This is a genomic window from Rahnella sp. CG8 (assembly GCF_023701875.1).
GTDB lineage: Bacteria > Pseudomonadota > Gammaproteobacteria > Enterobacterales > Enterobacteriaceae > Rahnella > Rahnella aceris.
In genome coordinates this window covers 139,290-155,508 of record NZ_JABAED010000002.1, presented here as the reverse complement: position 1 = coordinate 155,508, position 16,219 = coordinate 139,290, and the positions used below count along the sequence as shown (strand labels likewise).

The following is a 16,219-nucleotide window of genomic DNA, read 5'->3' as shown; positions in this document are numbered from 1 at the left end:
TGCTCAGGTCAATTTTTGCCAGATTGACTTTTAAACCGCCGGTGGCATGATGCGCGCAATTTCTTCCTCTTTGTGGTCATCACCGCCCTATGTCCGCCTATTCCCGTCCTGTTTCTCTGCTCCTGTGCGGACTTCTGTTGTTGACGATTTCTATCGCCGTTTTAAACACATTGGTCCCTTTGTGGCTCAGTCATGAGCAACTTCCAACCTGGCAGGTCGGACTCGTCAGTTCGTCTTATTTTACCGGTAATCTGCTGGGTACTTTGCTTGCGGGCGGACTGATTAAACGTGTTGGTTTTAACCGCAGTTACTACCTTTCCTGCATCCTGTTTGCTGTCGCGACCGCAGGTCTGGCACTTTCAATAAGTTTCTGGAGTTGGGTGACGGCGCGATTCGTTGCAGGCATCGGCTGCGCATTGATCTGGGTGGTGGTGGAAAGTGCGTTGCTACGCAGCGGAACCGTCAGAAACCGCGGCCAGTTACTGGCAGCGTATATGATCATGTATTACATCGGCACGGTGGTTGGGCAGCTTCTGGTGGGTACGGTGCCGACGGCAATTTTAAGTGTACTGCCGTGGGTGACAGCGCTGATTGTCATTGCAATGCTGCCATTGTTATTAACGCATATTGAGAACCAGGAAAGCGGGCAGCCGCGTCATGCGGTAATGCCGATGTTCAGACGCCGTAATGCACGGCTGGGGATTAACGGCTGTATTATTTCCGGCATCGTTCTGGGATCTTTATACGGCCTGATGCCTTTGTTCCTGACGCATCAGGGAATGAGCGATGCAGATGTAGGTTACTGGATGGCATTGCTGGTCAGCGCCGGGATTATCGGGCAATGGCCGGTAGGGCGTTTGGCTGACCGTTATGGCCGTCTGATGGTTCTGCGCATTCAGATCTTCGCCGTTATCCTTGGCTGCATTGCGATGCTCAGTGGTTATGCGATGGCTCCGACGCTGTTCATTCTGGGTTGTGCTGGTTTCACGCTGTATCCGGTCGCCATGTCCTGGGCTTGCGAAAAAGTCAACGCAGAGGAACTGGTGGCGATGAACCAGGCATTACTGATGAGTTACACCATCGGCAGCCTCGCCGGGCCGACAATGACCGCGATGCTAATGCAGAGTTATTCCGATCGTCTGTTGTTCGTGATGATTGCAGTGGTCTCGCTGGTGTATCTGGTGATGCTGATGCGCAAAGCGGATCATACGCATAATCCTGTAGCGACTGCCTAATCCTTTTCATAATTAAAGCTGCAATCCCAATGATTTTGGGTATGTTCTGAGCCATAAAGCAAAAAAGACGCCATTTGGCGTCTTTTTTATGAACATCTCAGGCTGTTAATAAATAACTTTATGCCCGTAACTGGCAAGAATATTTTTCACTCTTTCCATGATCTCTTTGGTGGGCGGATTTACGCCATCCAGACCGTATTTCTCACCCATTGCCGTCCATTTATGTTTGCCCAACTCATGGTATGGCAGCAGTTCGATCTTCTCGATGTTAGTCATATCTTTGGTGAACTCACCCAGCTTATGCGCGGAGTCATCATCATCAGACCAGCCCGGCACCACGACATAACGGATCCAGGTGCGCTGATTACGTTTTGCCAGATAGCGGGCAAAGTCCAGAGTGCGGTGGTTGGACACGCCCACCAGATTCTGGTGAATGTCATCATTCATCTGCTTGAGATCAAGCATGACCAGATCAGAGACATCCAATAATTCGTCGATCACCGGATCATAACGGCGGACAAAACCGTTGGTATCCAGGCAAGTGTTGATCCCTTCTTTCTGGCAGGCGCGGAACCAGTCACGCACAAACTCTGCCTGAAGAATGGCTTCGCCACCAGAGGCTGTTACACCACCGCCGGAAGCATTCATGAAGTGACGATACGTCACGACTTCTTTCATTAAATCATCAACATTGATCTCTTTTCCGCCATGTGTATCCCAGGTATCGCGGTTGTGGCAATACATGCAACGCATCAGGCAACCCTGGAAGAAAACAATGAAACGGATACCTGGGCCGTCAACGGTGCCACAGGATTCATATGAGTGGATGCGACCTTGAACTGACATTGCGGGTTATTCTCCATATTGACCAATGAATAGCAGTCTACATGTGCGGGTGCTGGCCTGGCAGAGATAAACTGGAAACCACAGGTTTATGATACCAGACAATCAATAAGGTTGATTGTCAGCAATGGCGGTACTGCTTTGCCAGAGGTCCACAACGTATAGCGCTCTGGCAAAACAGACTGTCGTACAGACAGTGCTGGGCAGGGAGGGATGAAACAAAGGCTCCACGTTGTGGAGCCTTTTATATCAGACCAGATTACAAGGCTGAATTATTACAGGGACTTGGTGAAAGTACGGGTAATAACGTCTTGTTGCTGTTCTTTAGTCAGTGAGTTGAAACGCACTGCGTAACCAGAAACACGGATGGTCAGCTGAGGATAGTTTTCAGGATGTTCCATCGCGTCTAACAGCATTTCACGGTTCATCACGTTCACGTTCAGGTGTTGACCACCTTCGATGGACGCTTCGTGGTGGAAGTAACCATCCATCAGACCCGCGAGGTTGGCTTTACGCACATCATCGTCTTTACCCAGCGCATTTGGAACGATAGAGAAGGTATAAGAAATACCATCTTTCGCGTAAGCAAACGGCAGTTTAGCAACGGAAGTCAGAGAGGCAACCGCACCTTTCTGGTCACGACCGTGCATTGGGTTAGCACCTGGACCAAATGGAGCACCAGCGCGACGACCGTCCGGGGTGTTACCGGTTTTCTTACCATAAACCACGTTAGAGGTGATGGTCAGAACAGACTGAGTAGCCACAGCGCCACGGTAGGTACGCAGTTTCTGAATTTTCTTCATGAAACGTTCTACCAGGTCACAAGCGATGTCATCTACACGAGAATCGTTGTTACCGAACTGTGGGTATTCGCCTTCAATTTTGAAGTCTACAGCCAGGCCGTCTTCGTCACGGATGGTGCTCACTTTTGCATATTTGATAGCGGACAGGGAGTCGGCAGCAACTGACAGACCTGCGATACCACATGCCATGGTGCGATAAACGTCACGGTCATGCAGAGCCATCAGCGATGCTTCGTAGCTGTATTTGTCATGCATGTAGTGAATGATGTTCAGCGCAGTCACGTACTGTTTAGCCAACCAGTCCATGAAGTGATCCATGCGATCCATGACTTTGTCATAGGTCAGCACTTCATCCATCATTGGCGCTTCTTTAGGGCCAACCTGGATTTTCATTTTTTCATCAACGCCGCCGTTGATTGCGTACAACATGGTTTTCGCCAGGTTTGCACGAGCGCCGAAGAACTGCATTTGTTTACCCACAACCATTGGGCTCACACAACACGCGATAGCATAGTCATCGTTGTTGAAGTCAGGACGCATCAGGTCATCGTTCTCATACTGTACAGATGAGGTATCGATAGACACTTTTGCTGCGTACTTTTTGAAGTTCATTGGCAGCTTTTCAGACCACAGAATGGTCATATTCGGCTCTGGTGAAGGCCCCATGGTGTACAGGGTATTCAGGAAGCGGAAGCTGCTTTTGGTGACCAGAGTACGGCCATCAACGCCCATACCTGCCAGGGATTCAGTCGCCCAGATTGGGTCACCTGAGAACAATTCATCATATTCCGGTGTACGCAGGAAACGTACCATACGTAGTTTCATGACCAGGTGGTCAATCAGTTCCTGAGCTTGTTCTTCGTTCAGTTTGCCAGCTTTGATATCACGTTCGATGAACACGTCAAGGAAGGTAGATACGCGGCCGAAGGACATTGCAGCGCCGTTCTGAGATTTAACTGCAGCCAGGTAGCCGAAGTAAGTCCACTGTACCGCTTCTTGTGCATTGGTCGCAGGACCAGAGATATCGCAGCCATATTTAGCCGCCATTTCTTTAATCTGACCCAGAGCACGGTGTTGTTCTGAGATTTCTTCACGCAGCTGGATGGTCATTTCCAGATTTACGCCGTTTTCCAGATCGTCTTGCAGAGACTGGAATTGTGCGTATTTGTCGGCCATCAGGAAGTCGATGCCGTACAGTGCAACGCGACGGTAGTCACCGATGATACGGCCACGGCCATAGGCATCTGGCAAACCGGTCAGAACACCGGATTTACGGCAGTTCAGGATGTCTTTAGTGTAAACATCGAAAACGCCCTGGTTGTGGGTTTTGCGATAATCAGTGAAGACTTTTTTCAGTGCCGGATCCAGTTCACGGCCATAAACTTTACATGAACCTTCCACCATTTTGATGCCGCCGAATGGGATCAGGGCACGTTTCAATGGCGCGTCAGTCTGCAGACCAACGATAGTTTCCAATGATTTGTTGATGTAGCCGGCATCGTGCGAAGTGATGGTAGAGGCAACGTCGGTATCGAAATCTACTGGAGCCTTGGTACGGTTCTCCAGTTTGATACCATCCATTACTTTATCCCACAGGGTGGTTGTCGCTTGGGTAGCGCCAGCCAGGAAGGACTCATCACCTTCATACGGTGTGTAGTTCTTCTGAATGAAATCACGGACGTTTACGCCATTCTGCCATTCACCAGCACTAAAACCCTGCCATGCGTTGGTCAATTTTTCATTGAGCTTGGACATTTTGCACCTACCTTCTAATTTGGATTTCTTTAAAAATCACGTGTAAAACTGTCGTAACAAGACTGCCACATTGTTTCAGTGGTGTTTCTCATCGCGAAGATATATGACCCAGTACGTTAACCCTACCAGCAAACCACCCCCAATGATGTTACCGATGGTCACAGGGATGAGATTGTCTATGATAAAGTTAGGGATATTCAGCTCTGCGAATTGTGCCGGTGTTGCCCCGACAGCCTGCCAGAATTCTGGTGTCGCAAAATTTTTCACTACGATGCCTAAAGGGATCATGAACATGTTAGCAATGCTGTGTTCAAAGCCGCTGGCGACAAACATGCCGACCGGTAAAATCATAGCGAACATTTTATCCATCAGACTGCGGCCGGAGTAACTCATCCATACCGCCAGGCAAACCATCAGATTTGCGAGGATCCCCAGACATACGGCTTCGATAAATGTGTGATGCATTTTATGATCAGCAGTTTGCAGAACGTTCAGTCCCCACAAACCGTTATCAACCATGTATTCACCGGAGAACCAAATCAGAGCCACAAAGAATAAGCAGCCGACCAGGTTACCAATATAGACATTGACCCAGTTGCACGCCAATTGCCCCCAGGTGATTCGACCGCTGGCTTTCGCAATGACGATAAGTACAGTGGACGTGAACAGGTCCGCACCACATACGACAACCAGCATAAGACCCAGAGAGAAGCAGATGCCCCCAACCAGTTTTGCAAGGCCATAAGGGACGGTACCGGTGCCTGTAGTGGCGGTGATATAAAAAGCAAAAGCAATAGAAATAAAGACGCCAGCAGTAATGGCTAAAAAGAATGTTTTTAACGGCTGTTTGGTGGCTTTATAAACGCCAGCATCTTCAGCAATTTTCGCTGTCGCGGCGGGTAAAATGAGATCGAAGGGGTTGTCAGCTTTCACATTAACTCTCTTATTCAGGGCTATGCACTGCGCAACGAGATACTAGCAAAGCAGTATAACGTAAAAATTGACGTGGATCATATGAGGGGGTTTTTGGTGGTTTTTAATGGACTGCTAAAGGGGTGGTTTTATGGGTAATTAATTGAAAATAAACGAATAAAAAGATTTTAATTTTTGCAAATAAAGTTGAGAAAGCAAGCGTTTATTTTCAGATTTCAGTTAATACAAAGGATTCAGTGTTAATAAATATCGTTATTTTGATTTTATAAATTTCACTTTCAATTAACTTATAAAATAATTGCTATATTTTTCTCGCAAAAATGACAAGCGGGTATTATTTCGCGCGGAATTACACGTCATTTTGATGGTCGAGTCAAACTTTTGCGGACAAATACAGCAGCAGAAGCTTAGGATTTATAGTGAACTGATAGCGAATTTATAAACAAAAAAACCGACAGGAAATCCCGTCGGTTTTAATCGCTTCAAAGTGTCAGTGAATCAGGCTTTCGACCAGTGACGACGTTTGGCGACTTGCAGCTTTTCGTATGCACCAAGCAGCGCCTGATGGGCTGGCAAGGCTTTCAGCTCAGGGTCGACTGCAAACAGACTGTGGAAACGGACTTCTCCACTGATGGCCGCCGAAGCATCCTCAACTGCTTTCTGACCATACATTTTTACAAAAGCATTGTAGTACTGGGCTGGCTCGCGATCTTCTTCCAGAGACAACTGGAGCAGGGTTTGCAGGCAACGGTAATAGTTGTTGCGCTCATCGCTGTACACCGAGGAATTGAACTCATGCGCCCATTCAGCCCAGGTCAGCGCCTGATCCAAATCACCACCGGCAAGAGCCAGCATAGATTTCAGCTCACCGACACGCAGCGTGTACCAGCCGTTGTCTTTGCCGCTGGCGATCCCCAGCAGTTCGCGAACGCGGGTAAAGTCATCCAGACCTTCATCGTCGAGTTGAGTGATCATCTCAAGATAGGTTTCTTTTGGCAGATCGCTGCCCGGCAACGCCAGCAACTGATCACGCAGATGCGCGCCCATGCTGTTATTCGCCAGCAATAAATCTTCGGCAGGATAAATGTCAGACATGCCCGGAACGATAATGCGGCAGGCGTATACATCCAGATGTTCGTAATCGGCGATATACACTTCAGCATCTTCTTTATCGAAGATAGCCATCAGTGTCGCAAACTCTTCTTCAGTGGTACCGCTGAAACTCCAGTCTGCAAACGGATAGTCTGCGTCTTGTTTGAACATATCCCAGGAAATCAGACCGCTTGAGTCGATGAAATGGGTTTCAAGGTTAGCGTGTTCAGCCACTTCTTCGTCGTCAAAAGTAGGCGCCGTGAAGACATCCAGGTCTTTCAGACTGCGGCCTTGCAACAGTTCAGTCACGGTACGTTCCAGTGCGACGCCAAAATCAGGGTGTGCACCAAAGGACGCGAAACAGGTGCCGTTCGCCGGGTTGAACAGAACCACGCAAATAACCGGATAATTGCCGCCCAGCGAGGCGTCATAAGAAAGAATAGGGAAACCTTCTTCTTCCAGTTTGGCGATGGCTTCCACCACCCCAGGATAGCGTGCCAGAACGTCAGAGGGGATTTCAGGCAGGCTGATAGATTCTGCAATGATGCGGTTTTTGACATAACGCTCGAAGACTTCTGATAACCCCTGAACCCGCGCTTCATTGGCGGTGTTACCCGCGGACATCCCGTTGGAAACGTACAGGTTGCCGATGATATTCATCGGAATATAGACGGTTTGCAGATCGGACTGACGGGTAAATGGCAGAGCGCAGATACCACGATCAGGATTGCCTGATTGCAGGTCGATCAGATCACGGGCAACCAGTTCTTTATCGGCATCATAAAATGCGTGCAGGCGTTCATCCAGGATCCCGGCGGGCAGACTGTCGTCTTCCGGAAGCGGGAACCACTTCTCATTCGGATAATGAACGAAATCACCATTAGCGATTTCTTTGCCCAGATAGAAATCAGCGAAGAAATAGTTAGTCGACAGGCGCTCAAAATATTCACCCAAAGCAGATGCCAGTGCGGCTTTCTTGCTGGCACCTTTACCGTTGGTGAAGCACAGCGGGCAGTCGCGATCGCGAATGTGCACTGACCAGACGTGGGGAACCGGATTCAGCCACGAAGCTTCTTCGATATTAAAGCCGAGATCGGTGAGTTTTTGTTGGAAGCGGGAAATGGAGTCTTCCAGCGCCGCGTCTTTACCAGGAATAAAAGTTTGGGTCATTGAGTTCACTTTTGAGCGTGCTAAAAACGTGCAATGATACGGGGTTTTGCACATTAGCTCCATGTATTCGTGTTAAGAATGTAATCGCTGTGTGAAGTCAAAGGCTTGAGTTTGAACACGCTGTTATACCGTGTGAAATTTGACGGTACTTACACATATTATTCCGAAAAATCAGGGTTAAAAGGAGGAATGAACCTTGTGATCAACATCTCATCGCTGTTTATCAGGTCGTCATCAATAACCGTTGCAGACTGCTTGTCTCGGATGATAAAACCGTTAAATTAGTGACTACTATGTGACTGTCTCAGAGAAGTGGTGAGGGGAAATGACTCAGGTTTATAATTTTAGTGCAGGTCCGGCAATGATCCCGGCTGAAGTATTGCGTCGTGCGGAACAGGAACTTTGTAACTGGCACGGACTGGGTACATCGGTGATGGAAATCAGTCACCGTAGTAAGGAATTTATCCAGGTTGCTGAAGAATCCGAAAAGGATATCCGTGACCTGCTCAATATTCCCTCGAACTATAAAGTGCTGTTCTGCCATGGCGGCGCCCGTGCGCAATTTGCTGCTGTGCCAATGAACCTTTTGGGTGAAAAATCCTCCGCTGATTATATTGATGGTGGCTATTGGGCACACAGCGCAGTTAAAGAAGCCCAGAAATATTGCACGCCAAACGTGATTGATGTCACCACTACGATTGATGGTAAGCGTGGCATTCTGCCGATGAGCGAATGGAAACTGAGTGCAGATTCTGCCTACGTTCATTATTGCCCGAATGAAACTATCGATGGTATCGCTATTGATGAAATGCCTGATTTTGGCGACAAAATCGTGGTAGCAGATTATTCATCCTGCATTCTTTCCCGCCCGATTGACGTCAGCCGTTTTGGGGTGATTTATGCTGGCGCGCAGAAAAATATCGGTCCTGCGGGTCTGACCCTGGTTATCGTTCGTGATGATCTGCTGGGCAAAGCGCGCACTGAATTGCCTTCTATCCTCGATTATACCGTGCTGGCTGAGAACGACTCTATGTTCAATACCCCGCCGACCTTTGCATGGTATCTGTCAGGTATGGTATTCAAGTGGCTGAAAGAGCAGGGCGGTCTGCGCGAAATGGAAAAGCGCAATCGTGCAAAAGCCGAACTTTTGTATGGCGCAATCGATCGCACCGGCTTCTATCGTAACCCTGTGGTGGCGGCCAACCGTTCGTGGATGAACGTTCCTTTCCAGATGGCAGATGCCTCGCTGGATAAACTGTTCCTTGATCAGGCACAGGAAGCCGGTCTGCATGCACTAAAAGGCCACCGCGTGGCTGGCGGTATGCGCGCATCTATTTATAATGCAATGCCGATTGAAGGCGTAAAAGCCCTGACCGACTTTATGGCGGAGTTCGAAAAACGTCACGGTTAAGTGTGCTGGCTTTCAGGCTCGCAGAATGCTTCATTGAGAAGCCTTAAAAATGACCCCGGCGCAATGTCCGGGGTCATTTTATGAAAAGAAGAATTGGAGAAAGAGTGGAATCCCTGACATTACAACCCGTTGCGCTGGTTAACGGCAGCATCAATTTACCTGGCTCAAAAAGTGTTTCTAACCGCGCACTTTTACTGGCTGCTTTTGCACAGGGTACTACCCGCCTGACTAACCTGCTCGACAGCGATGATGTGCGTCATATGTTGACAGCACTCACTCAACTGGGTGTCACGCATCGTTTATCTGCATCCCGCACCGAGTGTGAAATCGATGGTCTGGGCGCGGCTTTTTCCAATGCTAAAGGTCTGGAACTGTTTCTTGGGAATGCCGGAACCGCAATGCGTCCGCTGGCGGCAGCATTATGCCTGGGCGAACAGGATGTTGTACTGACCGGAGAGCCGCGCATGAAAGAGCGCCCGATCGGGCATCTGGTTGATGCGCTTCGTCAGGGCGGTGCGCAGATTGATTATCTGGAGCAGGAAAACTATCCGCCTTTGCGCCTGCGTGGTGGATTTAGTGGCGGTGACGTCAGTGTTGATGGCAGTGTTTCCAGCCAGTTTCTGACAGCGTTATTGATGACAGCTCCGCTGGCAGATAACGATACAACCATTCAGATTAAAGGTGATCTGGTTTCCAAACCTTATATCGATATCACGCTGAACCTGATGAAAACCTTTGGTATTGAAGTGGAAAACCACAAGTACCAGAGATTTAGCATCAAAGGACGTCAGCATTATGTGTCTCCGGGGGCATATCTGGTCGAAGGTGATGCCTCTTCAGCATCCTATTTCCTGGCCGCTGCGGCGATCAAGGGCGGTACGGTTCGTGTGACCGGAATCGGCAAAAACAGCATGCAGGGTGATATTCGTTTTGCAGACGTGCTGGAAAAAATGGGTGCTACTATTCACTGGGCTGATGATTATATCGAATGTACCCGCGGTGAACTGAACGGCATTGACATGGACATGAACCATATTCCTGATGCAGCAATGACCATTGCTACCGCTGCCTTGTTTGCTGAAGGCCCGACAACGTTGCGTAATATTTACAACTGGCGTGTTAAAGAGACCGATCGCCTGACGGCGATGGCGACTGAGCTGCGTAAAGTCGGCGCAACAGTGGAAGAGGGCGAAGATTACATTCGTATTGATCCGCCTCAATCGCTGAAATTTGCCGAGATTGGCACCTATAATGATCACCGCATGGCGATGTGTTTCTCGCTGGTGGCGTTATCCGATACGCCGGTGACCATTCTTGATCCGAAGTGTACCGCAAAAACGTTCCCGGACTATTTTGACCGTCTGGCGGCAATCAGCACACTGGCATAGTTTTTCACTTGGTTGCCCGTGTATGAACGGACATCCCTGATGTCCGTTTTTTTGTTTTCAGGCTCAGAACCGTCCGCTTTTTAGCCAACTGAAAAATGTGGGGTAACAGTTGCAGTGAAGGCAGCGTATAATGCCGCTCCTGAATTAGTCCTGTGAGGCTAATGAAGCGGGCATACCCCACCGAAAGGAGACAAAAATGACGGCTTTAGTCCCGGTAATCACCGTTGATGGGCCAAGTGGTGCAGGTAAAGGTACGTTGTGTAAAGCGTTGGCCGAAGCCTTTAACTGGCATCTGTTGGATTCCGGCGCGATTTACCGCGTTTTGGCGCTGGCGGCTTTGCATCACCAGGTTGATATTGTCTCAGAAGAGGCGCTAGTTCCGCTTGCCGCACATCTCGACGTTCGTTTTGTGGCTCAGGATGGGCAGTTGCACGTTATTTTAGAAGGTGAGGATGTTACCCATGAAATCCGCACCGAAACGGTAGGCAATACTGCGTCTCAGGCGGCGGCATTTCCCCGCGTTCGTGAAGCATTATTGCGCCGGCAGCGCGCATTCCGTGATGCACCGGGCCTGATTGCCGATGGTCGTGACATGGGGACGGTGGTTTTCCCTGATGCACCGGTGAAGATATTTCTGGATGCCAGTTCGGAAGAACGTGCAAACAGAAGAATGCTACAGTTGCAGGAAAAAGGCTTTAGTGTTAACTTTGAACGGCTTTTAGCCGAGATCAAAGAGCGCGATGACCGTGATCGTAACAGGCCCGTCGCGCCTCTAGTGGCTGCTTCCGATGCGTTGTTGCTGGATTCAACCAGCATGTCCATCGACGAAGTCATCGAAAAAGCACTGGCTTATGCCACAGAAATTCTAGGATTGCCGCAAAAACAAACCCGGTAATCGAGCCTCACTCTGGTGCTGAAGAATATTCAGTGCCAGTTTTGGCTATAGTTTTTTTTAACCTCGCCGCAAGGATCTGTAGCGGGGCATTTGAAACAACCCCATCCAGCAGGAAGCCAGATGGACGTTAAACTTAAGAACCTAAAGATTATCAACATGACTGAATCTTTTGCTCAACTCTTTGAAGAATCCTTAAAAACAATCGAAACCCGTCCTGGTTCCATCGTTCGTGGTGTTGTTGTGTCTATCGACAAAGATATCGTACTGGTTGACGCCGGTCTGAAATCTGAGTCTGCAATCCCGGCAGAACAATTCAAAAACGCACAGGGCGAACTGGAAATCCAGGTTGGCGACGAAGTTGATGTTGCGCTGGACGCTGTTGAAGACGGCTTCGGTGAAACTCTGCTGTCCCGTGAAAAAGCTAAACGTCATGAAGCTTGGATCACGCTGGAAAAAGCTTACGAAGAATCTGCAACTGTTACCGGTGTTATCAACGGTAAAGTTAAAGGCGGTTTCACTGTTGAGCTGAACGGTATTCGTGCGTTCCTGCCAGGCTCACTGGTAGACGTTCGTCCTGTTCGCGACACGCTGCATCTCGAAGGCAAAGATCTTGAGTTCAAAGTCATCAAACTGGACCAGAAACGCAACAACGTTGTTGTTTCCCGTCGTGCAGTAATTGAGTCTGAGAACAGCGCAGAGCGCGATCAACTGCTGGAAAACCTGCAGGAAGGCATGGAAGTTAAAGGTATCGTTAAGAACCTCACTGACTACGGTGCATTCGTTGATCTGGGCGGTGTTGACGGCCTGCTGCACATCACTGACATGGCTTGGAAACGTGTTAAACACCCAAGCGAAATCGTTAATGTTGGCGATGAAATCACTGTTAAAGTTCTTAAATTTGACCGTGAGCGTACCCGTGTATCACTGGGTCTGAAACAACTGGGCGAAGATCCTTGGGTCGCTATCGCTAAACGTTACCCAGAAGGTACTAAACTGACTGGTCGCGTTACCAACCTGACTGATTACGGCTGCTTCGTAGAAATCGAAGAAGGCGTTGAAGGTCTGGTTCACGTTTCTGAAATGGATTGGACTAACAAAAACATCCACCCATCTAAAGTTGTTAACGTGGGCGATGTTGTTGAAGTTATGGTTCTGGATATTGACGAAGAACGTCGTCGTATCTCCCTGGGCCTGAAACAATGCAAAAACAACCCATGGCAGCAATTCGCAGAAACCCACAACAAGAACGACCGCGTTGAAGGTAAAATCAAGTCAATCACTGACTTCGGTATCTTCATTGGTCTGGACGGCGGCATCGACGGCCTGGTTCACCTGTCTGACATCTCCTGGAACGTTGCAGGCGAAGAAGCAGTACGTGAATACAAAAAAGGCGACGAAATCGCAGCTGTGGTTCTGCAAGTTGATGCAGAACGTGAACGTATCTCCCTGGGCGTGAAGCAACTGGCTGAAGATCCATTCAATAACTACCTGTCTGTTAACAAGAAAGGTACTATTGTTACTGGTAAAGTTACAGCAGTTGACGCCAAAGGTGCTACAGTTGAATTAGCTGGCGGCGTAGAAGGTTACCTGCGCGCTTCAGAAGCTTCTCGCGACCGTATTGAAGACGCAACTCTGGTTCTGAGCGTTGGTGATGAAGTAGAAGCTAAATTCACCGGTGTTGATCGTAAGAACCGCGTAGTAAGCCTGTCCGTCCGTGCTAAGGACGAAGCAGACGAGAAAGATGCAATCGCTGTTGTTAACAACAAACCAGACGAAAGCAACTTCTCTAGTGCTATGGCTGAAGCGTTCAAAGCGGCAAAAGGCGAGTAATGACGGGGGGCGGCTCAGTCGCCCCGAAACGGTAGTTTAGCTGCAAAGCTTGGAGGTACTATGACCAAGTCTGAACTTATTGAAAGACTTGCTGGCCAGCACTCTCATATCCCGGCGAAAGCTGTTGAGGATGCAGTGAAAGAGATGCTTGAGCATATGGCTGCAACCTTGGCTGATGGTGAACGCATCGAAATCCGTGGGTTTGGCAGTTTTTCTCTTCACTACCGTGCTCCGCGTGTTGGGCGCAACCCTAAAACTGGCGATAAAGTCGAGCTGGACGGCAAGTACGTTCCTCACTTTAAGCCAGGGAAAGAGTTGCGTGATCGCGCGAATATTTACGGCTGAGGCTTTCGCCTGAACGTAAATGTCTGCCTATAGCGAACGTAAAGCGGCACCTCTCGGGGTGCCGTTTTTTTTGCTTTATGACGAATAAGTTCCCCCTCTTTCAGTTGCGATCATAAAATTTTTGCGTAACGTCACGCAGCGTTTTGCTTTCCTGGTTGCTCCTTCTTTGCATGAAAATCATACTCCGGCACGAAAACATGTCTGATGAACGTGAAGGGAGTAAAACATCAAAATTTCACTGGACGAGGCTGCTTTAGCGGTTATTGCAGGGATGTTGCCACTGCTTATTTTTTCCCAACTTCCTTCGGCTATTCATCTGGTCACGCTGTGTCTTTGCGCCTCATGCTGCTTCAGATTTCATCACAAAATATTCAGCCTGATAGCGATCGGCCTGCTGAGTTTCAGTTGGGCCTCGTTTCAGGGCGGTATTCAGCTCGATCAGATTTCAGCGCTTCAGGGCACAAAGCGTCATGTTATCGCCGTGGTAGAGAGTATTAATCTCGGGAGCACCAGTACCTCTTCTGTACTCTTCAAAATAGAAAAAGCAGAAGGAAAAATAATTTTCCCGCCGGTCATGTTCCGCACTAAATGGGACAAGACAGAGGGAGAACTGTTAGCGGGCCAGCGCTGGGATATGATCGTCAGTATGCGGCCCGTCCACAGCTTGCTGAATGAAGGCGGATTTGATGCCCAGCGTTGGGCGTTGGCTCAGCATGCACCTCTGACAGCAACTGTCCGTAACAGGCAGCTATTAGATGCCAGAAGTTCGCTTCGTCAGCAATTTATTCAGCGGTTGCAGCAGAAGATGCCACCGATGGAAAATACGCCTGTACTGATTGCACTGGCTTTTGGCGAAAAAGGATTAATACAGGCTGCAGATAAGCTACTGTTACAACAGACTGGCATCGCGCATCTGGTGGCGATATCAGGCCTACATATTGGAATTGCGGCGTTATTTGGATGGTGGCTGGCGCGTGGATTGCAGTATCTGCTGCCGGTAAAACTGATTGACTACCGATTTCCGTTATTCGTGAGCGGCGTTTTTCTGCTGTTCTATACCTGGCTTTCCGGAGGTAATGCACCTGCGCTGCGTGCAGCGTTTGCGGTGTTGATGTGGATCCTGCTGCGTCTGTTCCGTGTCCGCTGTCATCCGTGCCAGATATGGCTTTGGGTGGTGGCTATGCTTCTGCTGGTCGACCCTATGAATTTATTGTCCGACAGCTTCTGGTTGTCATGCTTCGCGGTGGGGGCTCTGGTTTTCTGGTTCCAGTGGGTGCCTCTTCCTGCAATGTTTCAGCAGGCATGGTATTGGGCATTGTTTCGCTGGGGGCATCTGCAGGTGGGAATGACACTTCTTCTGTTGCCCTTACAGGTCTGGATTTTCCACGGCATAAACGTTTTCTCGTTTCCGGCCAATATGTGGGCAGTTCCGGTTGTTTCATTGATCACAGTCCCGCTGGTATTACTGGCCTTGTTGACGAACGCCGCGCCCTGCGCATTGATGGATAACGCACAAGCTCTGCTTTGGCAACTGGCGGATGCCACATTGAGATTGGCTTTGTGGGGGGTAAAAGCATTACCGGACGGTTGGATCCCATTGGGTGAGTCATTTCTGGCCGTGAGCCTGATGGGATGGCTGGTGCTTCTGTGCTGGCGGATTTGCCCGTTGAGATATTGCCTTTCACTGTTGCTGTCTCTTTTTGCGATCTCTTCTGTCTGGCTGAACAGAAATCCATCGGAGCGCTGGCGGGTTGATATGCTTGATATCGGACATGGCTTGTCTGTTCTTATCAGCAAAAACGGCCGGGGCATTCTTTATGATACCGGCAACCGTTGGGAAGGGGGCTCAGCCGCTGAACAAAATATTATCCCTTATTTAAATTGGAAGAATATTCAGCTGGAACAGATAATTATCAGTCATAATGACATGGATCACCGGGGCGGTTTGGCCCCGTTACAAAACCGTTATCCTGCAGCCAGCGTACGTGAAAGTGCTTTGTCGGATCAGCATCATCTGAAATGCATAGCAGGCGAGCAATGGCGCTGGCAGGGGCTGGATTTTAACGTTTTGTGGCCGGATAAAATGTCAGAGGATGCAGGGAATAACGACAGCTGCGTTATCCGCATTGATGACGGTTCATTCAGTTTGCTCCTGACCGGAGATATTGAAACTGAAACAGAAAAAGCGTTAGTCAGGAAGTGGCGGAGCGAACTGCAAGCCACTGTACTTCAGGTTCCTCATCATGGCAGCAATACGTCATCGACACCTCCATTTTTGCGGGCAGTTAAGCCGGTTATCGCACTGGCGTCCGCATCCCGTTTTAATAAATGGCATCTGCCGGCACATAAAGTTGTTAGCAGATACAACAAAGCGCACTATGACTGGCATTCAACGTCTGAATCGGGTCAACTCAGCCTCTTCGTTTTTGATGATTATTGGACAATTAAAGGCTTACGTGAGCAATTAATCCCCCGTTGGTATCACCGCCAGTTTGGAGTATCTACAGATAATGAGTAGA

At 49.0% G+C, this 16,219-nt stretch carries 10 protein-coding genes and 1 pseudogene; 7 read left to right on the top strand and 4 right to left on the bottom strand.

The features are described 5' to 3' along the window. Positions 1–89: 89 nt before the first annotated feature. Positions 90–1,235, top strand: coding sequence for an MFS transporter (locus HGO41_RS02670; RefSeq protein WP_013574786.1), 1,146 nt, complete (start codon positions 90–92; stop codon positions 1,233–1,235). A gap of 105 nt (positions 1,236–1,340) precedes the next feature. On the opposite strand, the gene pflA is transcribed toward HGO41_RS02670, so the two are convergent. From pflA to ycaO, 4 genes are all read right to left on the bottom strand, one after another. Then, positions 1,341–2,081 (bottom strand): pyruvate formate lyase 1-activating protein, encoded by a 741-nt coding sequence (gene pflA, locus HGO41_RS02665; RefSeq protein ID WP_015689580.1) that lies wholly within the window; start codon positions 2,079–2,081, stop codon positions 1,341–1,343. Positions 2,082–2,353: 272 nt separating this feature from the next. After that, positions 2,354–4,636, bottom strand: a complete 2,283-nt coding sequence (pflB, locus tag HGO41_RS02660; RefSeq protein WP_095922617.1) for a formate C-acetyltransferase — start codon at positions 4,634–4,636, stop codon at positions 2,354–2,356. A gap of 75 nt (positions 4,637–4,711) precedes the next feature. Next, positions 4,712–5,569, bottom strand: coding sequence for a formate transporter FocA (gene focA, locus HGO41_RS02655; protein WP_013574829.1), 858 nt, complete (start codon positions 5,567–5,569; stop codon positions 4,712–4,714). Positions 5,570–6,067: 498 nt separating this feature from the next. Beyond that, positions 6,068–7,831, bottom strand: a complete 1,764-nt coding sequence (gene ycaO / locus HGO41_RS02650; RefSeq protein WP_015689618.1) for a 30S ribosomal protein S12 methylthiotransferase accessory factor YcaO — start codon at positions 7,829–7,831, stop codon at positions 6,068–6,070. A 325-nt stretch (positions 7,832–8,156) separates the two neighbouring features. On the opposite strand from ycaO, the gene serC reads away from it, so the two are divergent. The 6 genes and pseudogenes from serC to HGO41_RS02620 all read left to right on the top strand — a co-directional run bounded on the left by serC (position 8,157) and on the right by HGO41_RS02620 (position 16,218). Beyond that, entirely contained in the window at positions 8,157–9,242 is a 1,086-nt protein-coding gene (serC, locus tag HGO41_RS02645; protein ID WP_037036024.1) for a 3-phosphoserine/phosphohydroxythreonine transaminase, read from the top strand. A 104-nt stretch (positions 9,243–9,346) separates the two neighbouring features. After that, on the top strand, positions 9,347–10,630 hold the full coding sequence (aroA, locus tag HGO41_RS02640; RefSeq protein WP_217244307.1) for a 3-phosphoshikimate 1-carboxyvinyltransferase: 1,284 nt from the start codon (positions 9,347–9,349) through the stop codon (positions 10,628–10,630). Positions 10,631–10,826: 196 nt separating this feature from the next. Further along, entirely contained in the window at positions 10,827–11,525 is a 699-nt protein-coding gene (gene cmk, locus HGO41_RS02635) for a (d)CMP kinase (protein WP_153375073.1), read from the top strand. A gap of 156 nt (positions 11,526–11,681) precedes the next feature. Further along, positions 11,682–13,355: a 30S ribosomal protein S1 gene (gene rpsA / locus HGO41_RS02630; protein WP_015689619.1), complete on the top strand. Its 1,674-nt coding sequence runs from the start codon at positions 11,682–11,684 to the stop codon at positions 13,353–13,355. A gap of 57 nt (positions 13,356–13,412) precedes the next feature. Next, positions 13,413–13,700, top strand: a pseudogene (ihfB, locus tag HGO41_RS02625) (integration host factor subunit beta); the annotation flags it as partial. A 238-nt stretch (positions 13,701–13,938) separates the two neighbouring features. Beyond that, complete coding sequence (locus HGO41_RS02620; RefSeq protein ID WP_285427128.1) at positions 13,939–16,218, top strand: ComEC family protein; 2,280 nt, start codon at positions 13,939–13,941, stop codon at positions 16,216–16,218. Position 16,219: the final 1 nt, after the last annotated feature.

Coding starts and splice junctions, on each gene's coding strand:
- HGO41_RS02670 (WP_013574786.1), top strand. CDS start 90: ATGTCCGCCTATTCCCGTCCTGTTTCTCTGCTCCTGTGCGGACTTCTG.
- pflA (WP_015689580.1), bottom strand. CDS start 2,081: ATGTCAGTTCAAGGTCGCATCCACTCATATGAATCCTGTGGCACCGTT.
- pflB (WP_095922617.1), bottom strand. CDS start 4,636: ATGTCCAAGCTCAATGAAAAATTGACCAACGCATGGCAGGGTTTTAGT.
- ycaO (WP_015689618.1), bottom strand. CDS start 7,831: ATGACCCAAACTTTTATTCCTGGTAAAGACGCGGCGCTGGAAGACTCC.
- serC (WP_037036024.1), top strand. CDS start 8,157: ATGACTCAGGTTTATAATTTTAGTGCAGGTCCGGCAATGATCCCGGCT.
- cmk (WP_153375073.1), top strand. CDS start 10,827: ATGACGGCTTTAGTCCCGGTAATCACCGTTGATGGGCCAAGTGGTGCA.
- rpsA (WP_015689619.1), top strand. CDS start 11,682: ATGACTGAATCTTTTGCTCAACTCTTTGAAGAATCCTTAAAAACAATC.